Origin of the sequence: Pseudomonas sp. RC4D1 (genome assembly GCF_018390395.1) — a bacterium.
Classification (GTDB): domain Bacteria; phylum Pseudomonadota; class Gammaproteobacteria; order Pseudomonadales; family Pseudomonadaceae; genus Aquipseudomonas; species Aquipseudomonas danubii.
Genome location: NZ_JAHBAW010000001.1, coordinates 3,157,174 through 3,177,468 on the forward strand (window position 1 = coordinate 3,157,174; position 20,295 = coordinate 3,177,468).

Below are 20,295 nucleotides of genomic sequence, written 5' to 3' on the forward strand. Positions count from 1 at the left end.
TCAGCGGTTGTCATTCGGGGCCGGTCCCCGGGTCGCCGGCAGGGTAAAGCCGGATACAGAGCGGCGCAGTTGGCTGGCCATCTTCGCCAGGTTGCCGATGCTCTCGGCGGTCGCAGTGGAGCCGGACGAGGTTTGCGAGGTGATCTGCTGGATCACGTTCATGGTCAGGGAAATCTGACCGGCCGAGGAGGTCTGTTGCTGGGCCGCATTGGAGATGCTCTGGATCAGCGCCGCCAGGGTCCTGGATACGCCCTCGATTTCTTCCAGGGCCACCCCGGCGTCCTGGGCCAGGCGCGCACCGCGCACCACTTCGGTGGTGGTCTGCTCCATGGAGATCACCGCTTCGTTGGTATCGGTCTGGATCGCCCGCACCAGGGTCTCGATCTGTCGCGTGGCCGCCGAGGAGCGCTCCGCCAGCCGCTGCACTTCATCGGCCACCACGGCAAAACCGCGCCCGGCATCCCCGGCCATGGAGGCCTGGATCGCCGCGTTCAAGGCCAGGATGTTGGTCTGGTCGGCAATGTCGTCGATCAGGCTGACGATATCGCCGATTTCCTGGGAAGACTCACCCAGGCGCTTGATGCGCTTGGCGGTGTCCTGGATCTGTTCACGAATGTTGTCCATGCCGTGGATGGTGTTGTGCACCACTTCGTTGCCCTTGTTGGCGATCTCCACCGAGCGCTCGGCCACCGCCGAGGACTCCGCCGCGGTGGCCGAGACCTGATCGATGGACTGGGCGATGTCGTTGATCGCCGTGGAGGCTTCGCAAATCTGCTGCGCCTGATGCTCCGAGGCTTCCGCCAGCTGCATGGCGGTGGCCTGGGTTTCCTGCACCGCGCCGGCCACCTGACCCGCCGTGAGGTTGATGGTGGCCACCAGGTCGCGCAGTTGGTCGACGGAATAGTTGATGGAATCGGCAATGGTGCCGGTGAAGTCCTCGGTCACCGAAGCGGTCACCGTCAGGTCGCCGTCCGCCAGGTCCTCGATCTCATCCAGCAGACGCATGATCGCGTTCTGGTTGCGCTCGTTCTTCTCGGCGGTTTCCAGCAACTGGCGGTTGGTTTCGCGGACCATCACCAGGCCGATGAGGATGATCGACGCCAGTGCCAGCAGGCCCAGGACATAACCGCCGATGGTGTCCAGCTTGCGACTGCCGGCCAGGTTCTCGAAGCCGGTGGCCAGCAGCGAGGCTTCGTCCAGCAGGGTCTGGGACAGGCTGAAGATGTTGCTCGCCGATTCGCGGACCTGGAACAGCTCGGGCGAGGTTTCGAGGATCTCGTCCACGGAACCGGAAACGAACTCGAACAGTTCGGAAATCTCCGTCAGGCGGGACCGGGCGTCGAGGTCTTCGACCTGGCTGATCTTCAGCCCCGGGTTGCCTTGCAGCATGCCGTTGAGCACCTGGCCGAATCGTGCGGCATCGCGGCCGAATGCATCGGCGGCCTGCACGGCGTTTTCGTCGCCGGCCAGCACCGTATTCACCGCACCGAGAATCCGTTCGGCCAACAACGACTGGCGCTGGGCCATAGCCACCTGGGCTGCCGGGGCGCCGCGCTGGAGCAGGATCTCCACCACCTTCTCGTATTCCACCTGCAACTGCGGCACGGTTTCCGCCAGGGTCGCGGCCACCTGGTGCAGCGACAACACCGTCTGTTCGCTGGCCAGGATCGCGTCGGTGTTCTTCAGCAGTTTTTCCCAGTCCAGCTGCACGGCGCGCATTTCCTGGCGCAGGGCCACCGGGGCCCCGGGCAGGCCGGTGGCCGGGTCGCCCTTCTTCAGATAGCCCCAGCGCTGGGCAAAGTCGTTGCGTGCATCCCCCAGCAGCTTGAACGCCGCGGCCTTGCCCGCCGCCGCTTCGGTGGCGTTCTTGGCGATGCGCTGGGACAGCACCCGCAGCTCGCCAGCATGGCCGATGTACTGCTTGTCGTAGGTGGCCTGGGTATTGAGGTAAGCGAAGTTGGCGAACAGCAGCATGATGAACACGATCAGTGCGATGAACAGCACGATGATCTGCGAGCGACTGCGGGAGCCCTCCAGGGGCTTGCCGGTTTTGGCTTTGGTCATCGATCAGGCCTGTGGCGAGCGGGCGGTCCCGCGTTCGGGTCCCCGGGACGCACGCATCGCCAGGGCAGCATGGATTGATCCAGGAAGGCACGGGCCTGCCATGGCACTGCAAACGGGCTGCACAGCCGTCGGGGCGTCATTCATGCCGCCACCTCCAGGAACCCGGGAGAACGGGCCAGGGCGAAGGGGCTGAACACCTGCCAGACCTGATCACGACGGAACTGCCCTTGCAGGTAGGGATTGATCGCGGCGTCGCAGAATCCGCCAAGGCCGGGCTCCAGGCTGTCCTGGGCAAAGTGCTGCAGGCCGGCCACCTCATCCACCAGCAGGCCGGCGAACAGCTCTTTGTACTCCACCACCAGCACTCGCCGCTGCTTGCGCAGGGGCGACAGTTCATGACCGAAAAAACCGCACAGGTCCATGATCGGCAGCAGGCGCCCACGCAGGTTGGCCACGCCCTTGACCCAGGGTTTGACCCCGGGCAGCAGGGTGTAGCGCGGCTCGTGCAGGACTTCGCTGATCTCGCCCATGGCCGCGACGTACCAGTGCTCTCCCAGGCGGAAACCGATACCGCTCCAGCTGTGCTGGCGGGTTTCCTGGGACGGCAAGTCGGCAGCCAGCAGGCGGCAGCGCTGGTCGATCTCCAGCAGCAGCTCGAAGGCGGTCTGGGATTCGCTCATGGCCGGGCGATCAGCCGGCCAGGACGTTGTTCAGGGTCTTGATCAGGGTCTCTTCGTCCACCGGCTTGGTCAGGTAGTCCTTGGCGCCCTGGCGGGTGCCCCAGACCTTGTCGGTTTCCTGATCCTTGGTGGTGATGATGATCACCGGGATGTGGCTGGTCTCGGCGTCCTTGGTCAACTGCCGGGTGGCCTGGAAGCCGTTGAGGCCGGGCATGACGATGTCCATCAGCACCGCATCGGGTTTTTCTTCCCGGGCCAGGGCCACGCCGTCGGCACCGTTCTCGGCCTTGAGCACTTCATGGCCGTGCTTTTCCAGCATGCCGGTGAGTTTGTACATTTCAGTCGGCGAGTCATCGACGATCAGAATACGAGCCATGGTCTTCCCCATACGGTATAGGCGCGCGGCCCGCGGGCCGGACACCATTGTGCGTGTCTACTGTGGCGCAAGCGCGACAAAGTCCGGAACGTGGGCCTTGATTGCGCTCAGCAGTTCTTCCTTGCTGAAGGGTTTGGTCAAAAACTGGTCGGAGCCGACGATGCGCCCCTTGGCCTTGTCGAACAGGCCGTCCTTGGAGGACAGCATGATCACGGGAATGGACTTGAACGCGCTGTGGTTCTTCACCAGCGCACAGGTCTGATAACCGTCGAGCCGCGGCATCATGATGTCGACGAAAATGATTCCGGGGTGGTGGTCGACGATCTTCGACAGCGCTTCGAAGCCGTCCACTGCGGTAATGACTTCACAGCCGACGTTCTTCAGCAGCATTTCGGCCGTGCGGCGAATCGTCTTCGAATCGTCGATCACCATCACCTTCAAGGCGTTGGAATGCTGTTCCATATCTGCTCTGCCATCGCCCCAGCGAATGATTTGATCCGGTACCGCTGGCCAACGCCCCAAACCCTTGAACTTCAAGGCCTCGGCCCGGCATGCGAGCCTTTTTAGCACACTCTCCCCCCTGCAATCTATGGACCACGCCAGGCAGTGGTTTTTCCTTGACCCAGGCCCTTGTCAGCGCCACTCTGACGCCACTTTTTTTGCCTTGCATCCACTCATTTTCTTAAAGGAATCCACCCATGAGCGTTCGCGTCGGGATTGTCATGGACCCTATCGCCAGCATCTCCTACAAGAAGGACAGCTCGCTGGCCATGCTGCTGGCCGCCCAGGAGCGCGGCTGGACCCTCTTCTATATGGAGCAGCGCGATCTGTACCAGGGCGCCGGCGTGGCCCGGGCGCGCATGCGGCCGCTGCAGGTGTTCGCCAACCCGGAGAAATGGTTCGAGCTGGACGCCGAGATCGACTGCCCGCTGAGCGATCTGGACGTGATCCTGATGCGCAAGGACCCGCCCTTCGACATGGAATTCGTCTACTCCACCTACCTGCTGGAACAGGCCGAAAGCGCCGGCGTGCTGGTGGTGAACAAGCCCCAGAGCCTGCGCGACTGCAATGAAAAGCTGTTTGCCACCCTGTTTCCCCAGTGCACCCCGCCCACCGTGGTCAGCCGTCGCGCCGATGTATTGCGCGAGTTCGCCGCCCAGCATGGCGATGTGATTCTCAAGCCCCTGGACGGCATGGGCGGCACCTCGATCTTCCGTCACCGCGCCGGCGACCCGAACCTGTCGGTGATCCTGGAAACCCTGACCGTGCTCGGCAGCCAGCAGATCATGGCCCAGGCCTACCTGCCGGCCATCAAGGACGGCGACAAGCGCATCCTGATGATCGATGGCGAGCCGGTGGATTACTGCCTGGCGCGCATCCCCGCCGCCGGTGAAACCCGTGGCAACCTGGCCGCCGGCGGTCGTGGCGAGGCCCGTCCACTGAGCGACAAGGATCGCTGGATTGCCGCTCAGGTCGGCCCGACCCTGCGGGCCAAGGGCCTGCTGTTCGTCGGCCTCGACGTGATCGGCGAGCACCTGACGGAAATCAACGTCACCAGCCCCACCTGCATCCGTGAAATCGACAATGCCTTCGGCACCCAGATCGGCGCGCGGCTGATGGATGCCATCGAACGCAAACTGCAAGCCGCCAGCAACAAGCCGCAAGCTTGATCTGCATCAAGCTGCAGCTTGTCGCTTGAAGCTTGGCACTCAAGGCTTGAAACCAACATTGCGTTATCATGCGCCGCCTGTGAAACCGTGATGTTGGTTGTGTGATGCCTCCTGTGATGTCGAACCGTCGATGAACCTCCCGTCCGATCTGCCCCCCGAGCTGGCCCATAGCGGCGTGCGCGCGGCCGATCGCCTGGGATTTACCCTGTTCCTGGCGGCGCTCCTGCACCTGGCACTGATCCTCGGCCTGGGCTTTTCCTTTGCCGAACCCAAGGCGATCAGCAAGACCCTGGAAATCACCCTGGCCACCTTCAAGAGCGAGACCAAGCCGAAGAAGGCCGACTTCCTCGCCCAGGAAAACCAGGAAGGCAGCGGCACCCTGGACAAGAAGGCCATTCCGAAAACCACCGAAGTCGCCCCCTTTCAGGACAACTCGGTGAAAAAGGTCGTGCCGCCACCGTCAGTCAAACCTGAAGTCAAGGAAGTCGCGCCCAAAGCGGCCGTGGCCACCACCGCGCCGAAGCCGAAAAAGACCGTGACCCAGCGTGAAGAGGTCAAGAAAGACCCGACGCCAAAGGCCGATACCCCGCGTTTCGACAGCGCCCAACTGTCCAGCGAGATTTCCAGCCTGGAAGCCGAACTGGCCAACGAACAGCAACTGTACGCCAAGCGCCCACGCATCCACCGCCTGAGCGCCGCCTCCACCATGCGCGACAAGGGCGCCTGGTATAAGGACGAGTGGCGCAAGAAGGTCGAGCGCATCGGCAACCTCAACTACCCCGAGGAAGCCCGGCGCAAGCAGATCTACGGCAACTTGCGGCTGATGGTCTCGATCAACCGCGACGGTTCCCTGTACGAAGTGCTGGTGCTGGAGTCCTCCGGCCAGCCGCTGCTGGACCAGGCCGCCCAACGCATCGTGCGCCTGGCGGCGCCGTTCGCCCCCTTTACCGGCGACCTGTCGGACATCGACCGCCTGGAAATCATCCGCACCTGGCGCTTCGCCCGGGGCGACAAACTGTCCAGCAACTGATCTTTCGCCCCTGCGACCTCGAAGAGGCCCGACAGAGCGGCGCAAATCCCAATGACGCCTTCGCTGGCAAGCCAGCTCCTGCACAGGGCGCGCTTGTCAGCCGGGCCCGCCACCGCCACACTAGCGCTCATGAAAAATGTCAGCCCCAGCTATCTCAAGCATCACTTCCTGATCGCCATGCCCCATATGGCCGACCCGAATTTTGCCCAGACGTTGACCTATATCGTCGAGCACAATGCCAGCGGCGCCATGGGCCTGGTGATCAATCGGCCCCTGGACCTGAGCCTGGCCGATATCCTCGAACAATTGCGCCCCGACGAAGAACCGTCGCTGCTGTGCCAGCATGTGCCGATCTTCAGCGGCGGCCCGGTGCAGACTGATCGCGGTTTTGTCCTGCACCCCAACGGCCCGATCTATCAGGCCACGGTGGAATTCGAAGGGCTGTCCCTGTCCACCTCCCAGGATGTGCTGTTCGCCATTGCCGACGGCGTGGGCCCGGCCAAGAGCCTGATCGCCCTGGGCTATGCCGGCTGGGAAGCCGGGCAGCTGGAAGCCGAACTGGCGGACAACGCCTGGCTGACCTGTCCCTTCGACGCCGACATCCTGTTCAACACCAGCAGCGAATTGCGCCTGGAAGCCGCCGCCCGGCACCTGGGGGTCAACCTCAGCCTGCTCACCAGCCAGGCGGGGCACGCCTGATGGCCTTGCGACTGATCCTGGGCTTCGACTACGGCACCAAGCAGATCGGCGTCGCCGTCGGCCAGGCCATCACCGGCCAGGCCCGGGAGCTGTGCACCTTGAAGGCGCAGAACGGCGTGCCGGACTGGAATCAGGTGGAAGCCCTGATCAAGGAATGGAAACCCGACGCCGTGGTGGTGGGCCTGCCCCTGAACATGGACGGCAGCCCCAGCGACATGTGCGTGCGCGCCGAGAAGTTCGCCCGGCGCCTGAACGGCCGCTTCAATGTGCCCTTCTATACCCACGATGAACGCCTGACCACCTTCGAGGCCAAGGGCGAACGCCTGGCCCGGGGCGGGCAGAAAGGCAGTTACCGCGACAACCCGGTAGACGCCATCGCCGCAGCCCTGCTGCTGCAGGGCTGGCTCGACGAAAACGCCACGCTGTTGAATACCTGAGATCCCGAATCCTGAAGATGCGCGGCCCAAGGCTGCGCGCCTCCTGGCCCAACACCAGCCGTAAGTTCCCGTGCCCTGCTGCCCGGCAGCAGGCGCGAGCCCACGAAGGAGCCACCATGAGCCTGCCCAATCCCGCCGCCCTGATCAGCCAGATGGCCACTGATCTCAACGCCCACCTGGCCCAGCGCGCCATCAGCGAGCCGCGCTTCATCGGTATCCGTACCGGTGGCGTGTGGGTGGCCCAGGCCCTGTTGGAAGCCCTGGGCAGCGACGCACCCCTGGGCACCCTGGATGTGTCCTTCTACCGCGACGACTTCAGCCAGAACGGCCTGCACCCGCAAGTTCGCCCCTCGGAACTGCCGTTCGAGATCGAAGGCCAGCATCTGGTGCTGATCGATGACGTGCTGATGAGCGGCCGGACCATCCGCGCCGCCCTCAACGAGCTGTTCGACTATGGCCGTCCAGCCAGCGTGACCCTGGTCTGCCTGCTGGACCTGAACGCCGCCGAGCTGCCGATTCGTCCGAATGTGGTGGGCGCGACCCTGTCGCTGGCCGCCCACGAGCGGGTAAAATTGTCCGGTCCTGCGCCGCTTCAACTCGAGCTCCAAGACCTCGCCCTCTAACTCGCCCTTTTAAGAGTCCATTGCGATGACGCCTCTAGACGCCAAGCGCCCGCTGCAGCTCAACGATCAGGGCCAGCTGCGCCATTTCCTGTCCCTCGACGGCCTGAACCGCGAGCTGCTGACAGAAATCCTCGACACCGCCGACTCCTTCCTCGAAGTCGGCGCCCGGGCGGTCAAGAAAGTCCCGCTGCTGCGCGGCAAGACCGTGTGCAACGTGTTCTTCGAGAACTCCACCCGTACCCGCACCACCTTCGAACTGGCGGCCCAGCGGCTGTCGGCGGACGTGATCACCCTGAATGTCTCGACCTCCTCGGCGAGCAAGGGTGAAACCCTGCTGGACACCCTGCGCAACCTGGAAGCCATGGCCGCCGACATGTTCGTGGTACGCCACGGCGACTCCGGCGCCGCGCACTTCATCGCCGAACACGTGTGCCCGCAAGTGGCGATCATCAACGGCGGCGACGGCCGTCACGCCCACCCGACCCAGGGCATGCTCGACATGCTGACCATCCGCCGGCACAAGGGCGGCTTCGAGAACCTCTCGGTGGCCATCGTCGGCGACATCCTGCACTCGCGGGTAGCCCGCTCGAACATGCTGGCGCTCAAGACCCTCGGCTGCCCGGACATCCGCGTGATCGCACCGAAAACCCTGCTGCCGATCGGCATCGAGCAGTACGGGGTCAAGGTCTACACCGACATGACCGAAGGCCTGAAAGACGTGGACGTGGTGATCATGTTGCGCCTGCAGCGTGAACGCATGCAGGGCGGCCTGCTGCCCAGCGAAGGCGAGTTCTACCGCCTGTTCGGCCTGACCACCGCACGTCTGGCCGGGGCCAAGCCCGACGCCATCGTCATGCACCCAGGCCCGATCAACCGCGGTGTGGAGATCGAATCGGCGGTGGCCGACGGTCCGCACTCGGTGATCCTCAATCAGGTGACCTACGGCATTGCAGTGCGCATGGCGGTACTGTCCATGGCCATGAGCGGGCAGACCGCCCAGCGACAATTCGAGCAGGAGAACGCCCAGTGAAGCTCAGCATTCTCGGCGCCCGCGTCATCGATCCAAGCAGCGGCCTGGATCAAACCACTGATCTGCATCTGGAAGCCGGCAAGATAGTCGCCATCGGCGCCGCACCCAATGGTTTCAATGCCGTCACTATCATCGACGCCAAGGGCCTGGTGGCCGCGCCCGGCCTGGTGGACCTGAGCGTGGCCCTGCGCGAGCCGGGCTACAGCCGCAAAGGCAGCATTGCCAGCGAAACCCGCGCCGCCGCGGCCGGTGGCGTCACCAGCCTGTGCTGCCCGCCGCACACCAAACCGGTACTGGATACCTCGGCCGTGGCCGAACTGATCCTCGACCGCGCCCGGGAAGCCGGCAACAGCAAAGTCTTCCCGATCGGGGCTCTGAGCAAGGGACTGGAAGGCGAACAGTTGGCCGAGTTGATTGCCCTGCGTGACGCCGGCTGCGTGGCCTTCGGCAATGGCCTGGAAGGCTTCCGCAGCACCCGCACCCTGTGCCGCGCCCTGGAATACGCCGCCACCTTCGACCTGACGGTGATCTTCCACTCCCAGGACCGCGACCTGGCCGAAGGCGGCCTGGCCCATGAAGGTGCTACCGCCAGCTTCCTCGGTTTGCCGGGCATCCCGGAAAGCGCGGAAACCGTGGCCCTGGCCCGGGACCTGCTGCTGGTGGAACAAAGCGGCGTGCGCGCTCACTTCAGCCAGCTGACCAGCGCCCGGGGCGTTGAGCTGATTGCCCAGGCCCAGGCCCGCGGCCTGCCAGTGACCGCCGATGTGGCGCTGTATCAGCTGATCCTCACCGATGAGGCGCTGATCGACTTCTCCAGCCTGTATCACGTGCAGCCACCACTGCGCTCGCGGGCCGACCGTGATGCCCTGCGTGCAGCGGTGAAGTCCGGGGTGGTGCAAGCCATCTCCAGCCATCACCAGCCCCACGAGCGCGATGCCAAGCTGGCGCCGTTCGGGGCCACCGAGCCCGGCATCAGCAGCGTCGAGTTGCTGCTGCCACTGGCCCTGACCCTGGTTCAGGACGGTTTACTGGACCTGCCGACCCTGCTGGCGCGCCTCAGCGCTGGTCCTGCCGAGGCCTTGCGCCTGCCGGCGGGCAAGCTGGTGGAAGGGGGTGCAGCGGACCTGGTGCTGTTCGACCCGGCCAGTTCCACCGTGGCCGGCGAGCGCTGGCTGTCCAAGGGCGAGAACTGCCCGTTCCTCGGCCATAGCCTGCCGGGCGCGGTGCGTTACACCCTGGTGGATGGGCATATCAGCTATCAAGGCTGATTGCCTGGCTGGCGCCCTGTAGCCGCTGCCGCAGGCTGCGAACGGCTCCGAAGGAGCCGCCGCTCCTGATGGCGGCCTGCGGCAACAGCTACATGCAACGCCATCACTGCCTGCGCCGCTGACTGGGTCAACGGCGTTTGGCGTTTTCCAGGGAGACCTGGTCGTTCAGGGTCCAGAAGTCGTACAGCACCCCCAGGAAGAACAAACCACCGGTGAACAGGTAGAGCACACCGCTCAACCATTTGCCCTGGTACATGCGATGTACGCCAAATACCCCGAGGAAGGTCAGCAGAATCCAGGCCACGCTGTATTCCACGGGACCAGAGGTAAAGCGCAAGTCCGCTTCCCGATCCATGGACGGGATCAGGAACAAGTCGATCAGCCAGCCAATGCCCAATAGACCAAGGGTGAAGAACCAAATGGTCCCGGTCACCGGCTTGCCGTAATAGAAGCGGTGAGCGCCGGTAAAACCGAGAATCCACAACAGGTAACCGATCACCTTGCTGTGGGTGTCATGGGCGGATGCATCCTGACGATAGGTGTTCATTAAGAGCCTCTTGCTAGGTGATAGATAAATATTCTTAAAATCTTTGTGACTTTTTTACAGGCTTTCGACGTGTGGACAATGTTACCTTCTGTTCCGCCAAAGCCTTGTACTGCCTGACTTCTGACGGTTTTCTGCGTCAAGTTGCCACCTCTTTGCCGAAGTTGACCCCAAGGTTGAATCGACAAACGGCCACGGAAGTGACCTGAAAGCTGTTATAAAGTTGCGCGCTAACCAAATAAGAGCCTTGCCTAATGCGACCATTTTTCAAGACATGGCTAACCATTTGCCTATTAATGCCACTGGCCGCCCACGCCACCAACCGTGAGCAACGACTTCCCAACGTTAATGGCTACACCCCGAAACCCCATGTTTCGACGGTCACCGCCAAGAACAAGACCACCATCAAGCACCCCACCCGCCTGAGCAAGGCCGACAGCAAGCTGGTGGCCAACAACGCCGGCCGGCCAAGCACCACTGTCCTCAGCCGTGCGGTCAATGTGCTGGGCACCCCCTATCGTTGGGGCGGCAGCAGCCCAAGTAAAGGCTTCGATTGCAGCGGCCTGGTGCGCTACGCCTTCAATGACGTCGCCGCCGTGGACCTGCCACGCACCTCCAACGCCATGGCCAGCGGCCACGGGCAGAAGGTCGAGCGCAAGGACCTGAAGCCGGGCGATCTGCTGTTCTTCAACATCAAGAGCCGCAAGGTCAACCACGTCGCCATCTACCTGGGCGAAGACCGCTTTATCCACGCCCCACGGCGCGGCAAGGCAGTGACCATCGACACCCTGAAGAAACCCTACTGGCAGAGCCACTACGTGGTTGCCAAGCGGGTCCTGCCCAAGGAACAGGCACCTCTGCGGGTCGTGCAGCGCTGATCTGCTGATTCGCCCATTCGCCGGCAAGCCGGCTCCTACACCCACCTGTAGGAGCCGGCTTGCCGGCGAATGCATTTCCAGCCCTGTCAAAAGCTCTCCGGCATCCGGGCCTGATCCCGCGCCTGTTCTCGGCTGATCAGCCCTTGCCCCAGCAATGCCTTGAGGCTCATGTCCAGGGTGCGCATGCCCTGGGCCCCGCCGGTCTGGATCGCCGAATACATCTGCGCCACCTTGTCCTCGCGAATCAGGTTACGGATCGCCGCATTGCCGAGCATGATTTCGTGAGCCGCCACCCGCCCACCGCCCACTTTCTTCAGCAACACCTGGGCAATGACCGCCTGCAACGACTCGGCCAGCATCGAGCGCACCAGGGCCTTTTCCTCCCCCGGAAACACGTCCACCAGCCGGTCGATGCTCTTGGCCGCGGATGCAGTGTGCAGGGTGGCGAACACCAGGTGCCCGGTTTCGGCGGCGGTCAGGGCCAGGCGAATGCTTTCCAGATCGCGCAACTCTCCCAGCAGGATCACGTCCGGGTCCTCCCGCAGCGCCGCACGCAAGGCGGTGGCGAAACTGCGGGTATCACGCGGCACTTCGCGCTGGTGGATCAGGCAACTTTTCTGCGGATGAATGAACTCGATGGGGTCTTCGAGGGTGAGGATGTGCTGCTGCCGATGCTGGTTCAGGTGATCGATCATCGCCGCCAAGGTGGTGGACTTGCCGCTACCGGTGGGCCCGGTGACCAGCACCAGCCCCCGGGGCGCTTCGGCAATCTGCTGAAACACTTGCCCCAGTCCCAACGCCTCCAGGCTCAGTACCCGTGACGGGATCAGGCGCAGCACTGCAGCCGCTCCCCGGACGTGCTGGAAGGCATTGACCCGGAACCGCGCCACGCCCGGCAGTTCGTAGGCAAAGTCCAGATCCTGCTGGCTGGCGAACACCTGCCGCTGTGGCTCGCTCATCAGGCCATGCATCAAGGACAGCACCTGCTGTGCATCCAGGGCCGGGCTGTCCAGCGGACGAATATCGCCATCAATGCGCAGCATCGGCGCCAGTCCGGCAGACAGATGCAGGTCGGAAGCGCCCCGGGAGATGCTCAAAGTCAGGAGTTCGGTGATGTCCATAGTGCCCCCCAATTCCAGTAGAATGCCGCGAGCTTCAGACCCAGCCGCCATGCCGGGCAATGACCGGCGCGGCCCTTGAGCGATGCTCGGGCCGGTCGACAATCAGGGTCTGGTGGATTCATGCGGCGGTTGGCGGCCAAGGTCACAGGCTCCCGGTCGCCGGTACTTTTGAGAAGAAATCGAATGTCCACGATAGCAGACAACATTGCCCAGCTAGCCGAGCGTATCCGCAGCGCCTGCCAGGCCGTACAGCGTGCCCCGGACAGCGTCATGCTGCTGGCCGTGAGCAAGACCAAACCCGCCGCCGCCCTGCGCGAAGCCTATGCCGCCGGCCTGCGGGACTTCGGCGAGAACTACCTGCAAGAAGCCCTGGGCAAACAACAGGAACTGGCGGACCTGCCCTTGAGTTGGCACTTCATCGGCCCCATTCAGTCGAACAAGACTCGCGCCATTGCCGAGCATTTTGCCTGGGTGCATTCCGTGGATCGCTTGAAAATCGCACAACGCCTGTCCGAGCAACGCCCCGCCGAACTGCCACCGCTGAACATCTGCATCCAGGTGAATGTCAGTGGCGAAGCCAGCAAGTCCGGCTGTACCCCGGCCGACCTGCCAGACCTGGCCAGGGCCATCAGCGCCTTGCCACGCCTGCAACTGCGCGGGCTGATGGCGATTCCCGAGCCCACAGAGGACCGCGCCGCCCAGGAAGCCGCCTTCGCGGCGGTGCAGGCTCTGAACAACCAACTGCGCGACAACCTCAAGCTGCCCCTGGACACCCTTTCCATGGGCATGAGCCACGACCTCGAAGCGGCCATCGCCCAGGGCGCCACCTGGGTGCGGATCGGTACCGCACTGTTTGGTGCCCGCGACTACAGTCAGTCCTGATGCGACTGACACTGACCTCTCATAAGGACCTGTCATGAACACGACTCGTATCGCTTTTATCGGCGCCGGCAACATGGCGGCCAGCCTCATCGGTGGCCTGCGGGCCAAAGGCCTTGAGGCGGCACAGATCCGTGCCAGTGACCCCGGCGCCGAAACCCGGGCCAAGGTGGCTGCCGAACATGGCATCCAGGTGTTCGCCGACAACGCCGAAGCCATCGCCGGCGTCGATGTGATCGTCCTGGCGGTCAAACCCCAGGCCATGAAAGCCGTGTGCGAAGCCCTGCGCCCGAGCCTGCAGCCGCAGCAGCTGGTGGTGTCCATTGCCGCCGGCATCACCTGCGCCAGCATGAACCACTGGCTCGGCGAGCAACCGATCGTGCGCTGCATGCCCAACACCCCGGCGCTGCTGCGCCAGGGCGTCAGCGGCCTGTATGCCACCGCCCAGGTCAGCCCTGAACAGCGCCATCAGGCCGAAGAACTGCTGTCCGCCGTGGGCATCGCCCTGTGGCTGGATCAAGAGCAGCAACTGGACGCAGTGACCGCGGTGTCCGGCAGCGGCCCGGCGTATTTCTTCCTGCTGATCGAAGCCATGACCGCCGCTGGCGAAAAGCTCGGCCTGCCTCGGGAAACCGCCGCCCAACTGACCCTGCAGACCGCCCTGGGGGCGGCTCACATGGCAGTGTCCAGTGACGTCGACGCCGCCGAGCTGCGCCGCCGCGTGACATCGCCAGCCGGCACCACGGAAGCCGCGATCAAATCGTTCCAGGCCAACGGCTTTGAAGCCCTGGTGGAAAAAGCATTGGGTGCCGCCGCGCACCGCTCGGCCGAAATGGCCGAACAACTCGGTCGTTAACTCGCCCCTACAAAGGAATCGATAATGTTCGGACTCAACGACGCTGCCATTTTTGTGATTCAGACCCTGGGCAGCCTGTACCTGCTGGTGGTCCTGCTGCGCTTCATGCTGCAAGTGGTGCGGGCGAACTTCTACAACCCTATCTGCCAGTTCATCGTGCGCGCCACCCAGCCACTGCTCAAACCCCTGCGCCGGGTGATCCCCAGCATGTTCGGGCTCGACATGTCCTCGCTGGTCCTGGCCCTGATCGTCCAAATGGCGCTGTTCGCCATCGTCCTGACCCTCAGCCAAATCTCCTTCAATGCCCTGGGCCTGCTGCTGTGGGCGCCGATCGGCATCTTCGCGCTGTTCCTGAAGATCTGGTTCTTCGCCATGATCATCAGCGTGATCCTGTCCTGGGTCGCTCCTGGCAGCCAGAGCCCGGGCGCAGAACTGGCCTACCAGATCAGCGAGCCGCTGCTGGCACCATTCCGACGCATCGTGCCCAACCTGGGCGGCCTGGACATCTCGCCGATCCTGGCCTTCATCGTGATCCAGCTGGTGCAACAGTGGCTGATTCCGCGCCTGGCGCTCTACACCTTCATGCCCCCTGAGTTGTTCGGGCTGATCTGATGAGCTACTTCCGCTGGGACGGTGACGATCTGATTCTCGATTGTCACCTGCAACCCAAGGCCAGCAACGACGAGTTCGCTGGCCTGCATGGGGAGCGGCTGAAGATCCGCCTCACCGCCCCGCCTGTGGAGGGCAAGGCCAATGCTCACTTGATGGCGTTCCTGGCCAAGGCTTTCGGCATTCCCAAGAGCCACGTCAGCCTGGTCAGTGGCGAGTTGAACCGGCAGAAGCGCGTGCGCCTGCAAGCGCCGAAGAAGCTGCCGGATCTGCCGGGGCTGGCGCGCCCTGCCTGATTCTTCGGCAAGCCGGCTCCTACGGCCCAGGTCCGCTGTAGGCGCTGGCTTGCCAGCGAATCTCACCCCGCCATTTCTCCAACCAAATACAGCCCCGGGCTTTGCTTGCCGCTGGGGGCAGCGGTCTTTAGACTTACGCCTCATTTAAATGAGAGCAGGGTCGATGCCAACTGCCTTTCCCCCCGATTCTGTTGGTCTGGTCACGCCAGAAATAGCGCACTTCAGCGATCCTCTGGCCCTGGCCTGCGGACGCGCGCTACCGGCCTACGACCTGATCTACGAAACCTATGGTCAGCTCAACGCCAGCGCCAGCAACGCGGTGCTGATCTGCCACGCCCTGTCCGGCCATCACCACGCCGCCGGCTACCACAGCGTTGATGACCGCAAACCCGGTTGGTGGGACAGCTGCATCGGTCCCGGCAAGCCGATCGACACCAACAAGTTCTTCGTGGTCAGCCTCAACAACCTCGGCGGTTGCAACGGCTCTACCGGCCCCAGCAGCCTCAATCCGGAAACCGGCAAGCCGTTCGGCGCCGACTTCCCGGTGCTCACCGTGGAAGACTGGGTGCACAGCCAGGCGCGCCTGGCGGACCGCCTGGGCATTGCCCAGTGGGCGGCGGTGATCGGCGGCAGCCTGGGCGGCATGCAGGCCCTGCAATGGACCATCACCTACCCGGACCGGGTACGGCACTGCCTAGCCATCGCCTCGGCCCCCAAGCTCTCGGCGCAGAACATTGCCTTCAACGAAGTGGCACGCCAGGCGATTCTCACCGACCCGGAGTTCCACGGCGGTTCCTTCCAGGAACAAGGCGTGATCCCCAAGCGCGGGCTGATGCTGGCGCGCATGGTCGGGCACATCACCTACCTGTCCGATGACTCCATGGGCGAGAAATTCGGCCGCGGCCTCAAGAGCGAAAAGCTCAACTACGACTTCCACAGCGTCGAATTCCAGGTGGAAAGCTACCTGCGCTATCAGGGCGAAGAGTTTTCCGGGCGTTTCGACGCCAACACCTACCTGCTGATGACCAAGGCCCTGGACTATTTCGACCCGGCGGCGAACTTCGACGACGACCTGGCCAAGACCTTCGCCAACGCCAGCGCCAAGTTCTGCGTGATGTCCTTCACCACCGACTGGCGCTTCTCCCCGGCCCGTTCCCGGGAGCTGGTGGACGCGCTGATGGCGGCGCGCAAGGACGTCTGCTACCTGGAGATCGACGCACCCCAGGGGCACGACGCCTTCCTGATCCCGATCCCGCGCTACTTGCAGGCCTTTAGTCACTACATGAACCGCATTACCTTGTGAGGACACGATGAGAGCCGATCTGGAAATCATCCAGGAATGGATCCCCGCCGGCAGCCGCGTCCTCGACCTGGGCTGCGGTAACGGCGAGCTGCTGAGCTGGCTGCAGGAACACAAGCAAGTCACCGGCTACGGCCTGGAAAACGACCCGGACAACATTGCCGAGTGCGTGGCCAAGGGCATCAACGTGATCGAGCAGGACCTGGACAAGGGTCTGGGCAACTTCGCCAGCAACAGCTTCGATATCGTGGTCATGACCCAGGCCCTGCAGGCCGTGCACTACCCGGACAAGATCCTCGACGAAATGCTCCGGGTCGGCCGCCAGTGCATCATCACTTTCCCCAACTTCGGCCACTGGCGCTGCCGCTGGTACCTGGCCAGCAAGGGTCGGATGCCGGTCTCGGAGTTCCTGCCGTACACCTGGTACAACACGCCGAACATCCACTTCTGCACCTTCGAGGACTTCGAAGAGCTGTGCCGCGAGCGGCAAGCCCGGGTGATCAACCGCCTTGCCGTCGATCAACAACACCGCCACGGGTGGGCCAGTAAGCTATGGCCTAATCTGTTGGGAGAGATCGGCATCTACCGCGTCAGCAGTCCCGGCCTGCAGGATCACAAAGTCGCGGTATAAACCACGTTGCATCGAGGAGAACCACCATGGGACGTCTGGTTACATTTCTATTGGCCGCCTGCCTGAGCCTGAGCGCCCTGGCCGCGGACCCGATCAAGGGCGAACGCAAGGAAGTGTTCGGTGACATCACCGTGCACTACAACACCTTCAACTCCACCTACCTGCAGCCTGACATCGCCAGGGCTGCGGAGCTGGTTCGCAGCAAGAACCAGGGCGTGATCAACGTCTCCCTGATCAAGGATGGCAAGCCGCTGGTCGGCCAGGTCAGCGGTACGGTCAAGGACCTGACCAGCAAGAGCATCCCGCTGAAATTCCGCCAGATCACCGAACAGGGCGCGATCTACTACATCGCCCAGTTCCCGGTGGAACAGCAAGAAAACCGTACGTTCACCATCACCGTGCAAACGGGCGGTGACACCAACAGCTTCAGCTTCAACCAAGAGCTATTCCCGGGCGAATAATGAACCTCACGCAACTCGTACTGGCCAGCCACAACGCCGGCAAACTCAAAGAACTCCAGGCCATGCTCGGCGCCTCGGTGCAACTGCGCTCGATCGGCGAGTTCAGCAGCGTCGAGCCGGAAGAAACCGGTCTGTCGTTCGTCGAAAACGCCATCCTCAAGGCGCGCAATGCGGCGCGCATTTCCGGCTTGCCGGCACTGGCGGACGATTCCGGCCTGGCCGTGGACTTTCTCGGCGGCGCGCCGGGCATCTACTCGGCGCGCTATGCCGACGGCCAGGGCGACGCGGCGAACAACGCCAAGCTGCTCGAAGCCCTGAAGGATGTGCCCGAGGAGCAACGCGGCGCGCAGTTCGTCTGCGTCCTGGCCCTGGTGCGGCACGCCGACGATCCGTTGCCGATCCTCTGCGAAGGCCTGTGGCACGGGCGCATCCTCACCGCCGCCAGTGGCGAACACGGTTTCGGCTACGACCCGCTGTTCTGGGTGCCGGAACGTGACTGCTCCAGCGCCGAGCTGGGCCCCGTGGAGAAAAACCAGCTCAGCCACCGCGCCCGCGCCATGGCCATTCTGCGGCAACGCCTGGGCCTGCAATGAGCCAGGACCGATCCGCGTCGCCGCTGATTCTCGGCGGCGCGCCAACGCCTCGGGCGGCGCTGCCCCAGTTGCCGCCCCTGGCGCTGTACATCCACATCCCGTGGTGTGTACGCAAATGCCCTTATTGCGATTTCAACTCCCACGCCGCCAGCCCGACGTTGCCGGAAGAAGAGTACGTCGACGCCCTGCTGGCCGACCTCGACCTGGAGCTGTACGCGGTGCATGGCCGCGAGCTGAGTTCGATCTTCTTCGGCGGCGGTACTCCGAGCCTGTTCAGCGCCCAGGCCCTGGGGCGGCTGCTCCAGGGCGTGGAACAACGCATCGCCTTCGCCAGCGATATCGAAATCACCCTGGAAGCCAACCCCGGGACCTTCGAGCAGGAGAAATTCACCGCCTATCGCGCCCTGGGAATCAACCGCCTGTCCATCGGCATCCAGAGCTTCCAGGAACAGAAACTCAAGGCCCTGGGCCGCATCCACAACGGCGACGAAGCGATTCGCGCCGCTGGCATGGCGCGCCAGGCCGGGTTCGACAACTTCAACCTGGACCTGATGCACGGCTTGCCGGATCAGTCCCTGGACGATGCCCTGGGCGATCTGCGTCAGGCCATCGCCATGAAGCCGACCCACCTGTCCTGGTATCAGCTGACCCTGGAACCCAACACGGTGTTCTGGAACCAGCCACCGGTGCTGCCGGAAGACGACACCCTGTGGGATATCCAGGAAGCCGGCCAGGCCCTGCTGGCCGAGCATGGCTACGCCCAGTACGAAGTCTCGGCCTACGCCCAGCCCGGACGCGCAGCGCGGCACAACCTGAACTACTGGAGCTTTGGCGACTTCATCGGCATAGGTGCCGGTGCCCACGGCAAGCTCAGCCACCCGGACGGGCGCATTCTGCGCACCTGGAAGACCCGCCTGCCCAAGGACTACCTGAACCCGGCCAAGCCGTTCAAGGCCGGCGAGAAGGCCCTGGGCAACGAGGAGCTGCCGTTCGAGTTCCTGATGAACGCTCTGCGCCTTACCGACGGTGTGGAAGCGGCGCTGTTCGCCCAACGCACCGGCCTGGATCTGGCCAGCCTTGCCGAAGGTCGGCGCCAGGCCGAACAAAGTGGCTTGTTGCAGGTCGAACCGTCACGCCTGGCGGCCACGGCCCGCGGGCAACTCTTCCTCAATGACCTGCTGCAATACTTTCTGATCTAAGGAAATCACATGGATCTGGTACTCGACCTGCTTGCCACCGTGTCCCGCTGGAGTCGCAGCAACCTCTCGGAAATCGCCCTGGCATTGGTGGGCTGCCTGCTGGTGCTGTTCGGCGCGGACATCAAGGGCTGGGTCGAGCAACGCCTGGGCGGCATCGCCGGCGCCTTGCGCGTGCCGCTGATGGCCTTGCTGTGCATGGTCGGCAGCGGCCTGGCGCTGATCTACGCCACGCCATGGATCGTCCGCGGCCTGAGTCAGTTCAACAACTACAGCCTGGCGCCGGTGCTGCTGGTGGTGCTGGTGCTGATTGGCGTGGTCGCTGATCGTCGCTGACCTGTCGACCCCCTTCGCCGGCAAGCCGGCTCCTACAGCCCCCCGTAGGAGCCGGCTTGCCGGCGAACGCAATCCAACGGCCGCCCCCGTTATCAAGGAAGAACATGAGCAAGAAAATCATCGAGGACACCAGCAAGTTCCTCAGCTACGTGCTGCGCCACGAGCCACAGGCCATCGGTCTTGAGCTGGACAGCCAAGGCTGGGGCAATATCGACGCGCTGATCAGCGGCGCGGCCAAGAACGGCAGGCAACTGAACCGGGAACTGATCGAGCGGGTGGTCGAAGGCAACGACAAAAAGCGCTTCGCCCTCTCCGCCGACGGCCAGCGAATTCGTGCCGTTCAGGGACACTCCAACAAGGCCGTGCAATTGCAGCTTGAGGCAAAGCAACCACCCGCCGTGCTCTACCACGGCACTGCCACGCGCTTCATGGAGTCGATCAATGAGAAGGGGCTGATCCCGGGCTCACGGCACCACGTGCACCTGTCCCAGGAAATCGAAACCGCCAAGGCCGTGGGCCAGCGTTACGGCAAGGTGGTGATCCTGCAGGTCGACGCCCAGGCCATGCAGGCCCAGGGTTTCACCTTCTATCAGGCAGAGAATGGAGTGTGGCTGACCGACCAGGTGCCGGTGAGTTTCATCCAAGTCCTGTAGGAGTCAGCTTGCTGGCGAAGGCGTCCTTAAGGGCACCTTCGCTGGCAGCGGAACGCCGCCCGGCC

General features: G+C 63.7%; 25 protein-coding genes. 19 read left to right on the top strand and 6 right to left on the bottom strand.

The features are described from left to right. The 4 genes from KHO49_RS14620 to pilG all read right to left on the bottom strand — a co-directional run bounded on the left by KHO49_RS14620 (position 1) and on the right by pilG (position 3,582). Positions 1-2,064 carry a methyl-accepting chemotaxis protein gene (locus KHO49_RS14620; RefSeq protein ID WP_102881160.1) on the bottom strand — a complete coding sequence of 688 codons (2,064 nt, stop codon included), beginning with the start codon at positions 2,062-2,064 and terminating at the stop codon, positions 1-3. 140 nt (positions 2,065-2,204) lie between these two features. Continuing rightward, positions 2,205-2,744 (bottom strand): chemotaxis protein CheW, encoded by a 540-nt coding sequence (locus tag KHO49_RS14625; protein ID WP_102881161.1) that lies wholly within the window; start codon positions 2,742-2,744, stop codon positions 2,205-2,207. 10 nt (positions 2,745-2,754) lie between these two features. Then, positions 2,755-3,120 carry a twitching motility response regulator PilH gene (gene pilH, locus KHO49_RS14630; protein ID WP_011064000.1) on the bottom strand — a complete coding sequence of 122 codons (366 nt, stop codon included), beginning with the start codon at positions 3,118-3,120 and terminating at the stop codon, positions 2,755-2,757. 57 nt (positions 3,121-3,177) lie between these two features. Next, a complete protein-coding gene (pilG, locus tag KHO49_RS14635; RefSeq protein WP_025131048.1) occupies positions 3,178-3,582 on the bottom strand; it encodes a twitching motility response regulator PilG in 405 nt (134 codons plus the stop codon). Between the two features lie 236 nt (positions 3,583-3,818). On the opposite strand from pilG, the gene gshB reads away from it, so the two are divergent. The 7 genes from gshB to KHO49_RS14670 all read left to right on the top strand — a co-directional run bounded on the left by gshB (position 3,819) and on the right by KHO49_RS14670 (position 9,877). Beyond that, complete coding sequence (gene gshB / locus KHO49_RS14640) at positions 3,819-4,790, top strand: glutathione synthase (protein WP_102881162.1); 972 nt, start codon at positions 3,819-3,821, stop codon at positions 4,788-4,790. Positions 4,791-4,920: 130 nt separating this feature from the next. Beyond that, complete coding sequence (locus tag KHO49_RS14645; protein WP_102881163.1) at positions 4,921-5,820, top strand: energy transducer TonB; 900 nt, start codon at positions 4,921-4,923, stop codon at positions 5,818-5,820. 129 nt (positions 5,821-5,949) lie between these two features. Then, complete coding sequence (locus KHO49_RS14650; protein WP_102862072.1) at positions 5,950-6,519, top strand: YqgE/AlgH family protein; 570 nt, start codon at positions 5,950-5,952, stop codon at positions 6,517-6,519. After that, positions 6,519-6,956 carry a Holliday junction resolvase RuvX gene (ruvX, locus tag KHO49_RS14655; RefSeq protein ID WP_016964942.1) on the top strand — a complete coding sequence of 146 codons (438 nt, stop codon included), beginning with the start codon at positions 6,519-6,521 and terminating at the stop codon, positions 6,954-6,956. Before KHO49_RS14650 ends, ruvX begins: the two co-directional genes overlap by 1 nt. Positions 6,957-7,072: 116 nt before the next feature. Further along, entirely contained in the window at positions 7,073-7,579 is a 507-nt protein-coding gene (pyrR, locus tag KHO49_RS14660; RefSeq protein WP_060841533.1) for a bifunctional pyr operon transcriptional regulator/uracil phosphoribosyltransferase PyrR, read from the top strand. A gap of 25 nt (positions 7,580-7,604) precedes the next feature. After that, positions 7,605-8,609: an aspartate carbamoyltransferase catalytic subunit gene (locus KHO49_RS14665; RefSeq protein WP_011064007.1), complete on the top strand. Its 1,005-nt coding sequence runs from the start codon at positions 7,605-7,607 to the stop codon at positions 8,607-8,609. Beyond that, positions 8,606-9,877: a dihydroorotase gene (locus KHO49_RS14670; protein ID WP_123389934.1), complete on the top strand. Its 1,272-nt coding sequence runs from the start codon at positions 8,606-8,608 to the stop codon at positions 9,875-9,877. Before KHO49_RS14665 ends, KHO49_RS14670 begins: the two co-directional genes overlap by 4 nt. A gap of 127 nt (positions 9,878-10,004) precedes the next feature. Here KHO49_RS14670 and KHO49_RS14675 read toward each other — a convergent pair whose 3' ends face one another. Further along, positions 10,005-10,424, bottom strand: coding sequence for an NINE protein (locus KHO49_RS14675; RefSeq protein ID WP_102862075.1), 420 nt, complete (start codon positions 10,422-10,424; stop codon positions 10,005-10,007). 251 nt (positions 10,425-10,675) lie between these two features. On the opposite strand from KHO49_RS14675, the gene KHO49_RS14680 reads away from it, so the two are divergent. Continuing rightward, positions 10,676-11,299, top strand: a complete 624-nt coding sequence (locus KHO49_RS14680; RefSeq protein WP_102862076.1) for a C40 family peptidase — start codon at positions 10,676-10,678, stop codon at positions 11,297-11,299. An 86-nt stretch (positions 11,300-11,385) separates the two neighbouring features. On the opposite strand, the gene KHO49_RS14685 is transcribed toward KHO49_RS14680, so the two are convergent. Further along, complete coding sequence (locus KHO49_RS14685) at positions 11,386-12,420, bottom strand: type IV pilus twitching motility protein PilT (RefSeq protein WP_110594336.1); 1,035 nt, start codon at positions 12,418-12,420, stop codon at positions 11,386-11,388. A gap of 183 nt (positions 12,421-12,603) precedes the next feature. On the opposite strand from KHO49_RS14685, the gene KHO49_RS14690 reads away from it, so the two are divergent. From KHO49_RS14690 to KHO49_RS14740, 11 genes are all read left to right on the top strand, one after another. Further along, positions 12,604-13,302, top strand: a complete 699-nt coding sequence (locus KHO49_RS14690; RefSeq protein WP_102862078.1) for a YggS family pyridoxal phosphate-dependent enzyme — start codon at positions 12,604-12,606, stop codon at positions 13,300-13,302. A 34-nt stretch (positions 13,303-13,336) separates the two neighbouring features. Next, the gene (proC, locus tag KHO49_RS14695) at positions 13,337-14,155 is read left to right on the top strand and encodes a pyrroline-5-carboxylate reductase (RefSeq protein ID WP_102862079.1); all 819 of its coding nucleotides are present in this window, start codon (positions 13,337-13,339) and stop codon (positions 14,153-14,155) included. Between the two features lie 24 nt (positions 14,156-14,179). Further along, positions 14,180-14,767 carry a YggT family protein gene (locus KHO49_RS14700; RefSeq protein ID WP_102862080.1) on the top strand — a complete coding sequence of 196 codons (588 nt, stop codon included), beginning with the start codon at positions 14,180-14,182 and terminating at the stop codon, positions 14,765-14,767. Continuing rightward, a complete protein-coding gene (locus KHO49_RS14705; protein WP_110594334.1) occupies positions 14,767-15,060 on the top strand; it encodes a DUF167 domain-containing protein in 294 nt (97 codons plus the stop codon). The genes KHO49_RS14700 and KHO49_RS14705 overlap by 1 nt, the downstream gene beginning before the upstream one ends. A 163-nt stretch (positions 15,061-15,223) precedes the next feature. Further along, a complete protein-coding gene (metX, locus tag KHO49_RS14710; RefSeq protein WP_102862082.1) occupies positions 15,224-16,363 on the top strand; it encodes a homoserine O-succinyltransferase MetX in 1,140 nt (379 codons plus the stop codon). A 7-nt stretch (positions 16,364-16,370) separates the two neighbouring features. After that, on the top strand, positions 16,371-16,991 hold the full coding sequence (metW, locus tag KHO49_RS14715) for a methionine biosynthesis protein MetW (RefSeq protein WP_011064017.1): 621 nt from the start codon (positions 16,371-16,373) through the stop codon (positions 16,989-16,991). A gap of 26 nt (positions 16,992-17,017) precedes the next feature. Further along, positions 17,018-17,452, top strand: coding sequence for a DUF4426 domain-containing protein (locus KHO49_RS14720; protein WP_102881169.1), 435 nt, complete (start codon positions 17,018-17,020; stop codon positions 17,450-17,452). Continuing rightward, complete coding sequence (rdgB, locus tag KHO49_RS14725) at positions 17,449-18,045, top strand: RdgB/HAM1 family non-canonical purine NTP pyrophosphatase (protein WP_170001860.1); 597 nt, start codon at positions 17,449-17,451, stop codon at positions 18,043-18,045. Before KHO49_RS14720 ends, rdgB begins: the two co-directional genes overlap by 4 nt. After that, positions 18,042-19,244: a radical SAM family heme chaperone HemW gene (hemW, locus tag KHO49_RS14730; RefSeq protein ID WP_249735522.1), complete on the top strand. Its 1,203-nt coding sequence runs from the start codon at positions 18,042-18,044 to the stop codon at positions 19,242-19,244. The genes rdgB and hemW overlap by 4 nt, the downstream gene beginning before the upstream one ends. 9 nt (positions 19,245-19,253) lie before the next feature. Further along, entirely contained in the window at positions 19,254-19,577 is a 324-nt protein-coding gene (locus tag KHO49_RS14735) for a DUF3392 domain-containing protein (RefSeq protein ID WP_011064021.1), read from the top strand. Between the two features lie 104 nt (positions 19,578-19,681). Then, a complete protein-coding gene (locus KHO49_RS14740; RefSeq protein ID WP_213665207.1) occupies positions 19,682-20,230 on the top strand; it encodes an RNA 2'-phosphotransferase in 549 nt (182 codons plus the stop codon). The last annotated feature ends 65 nt before the right edge of the window (positions 20,231-20,295 follow it).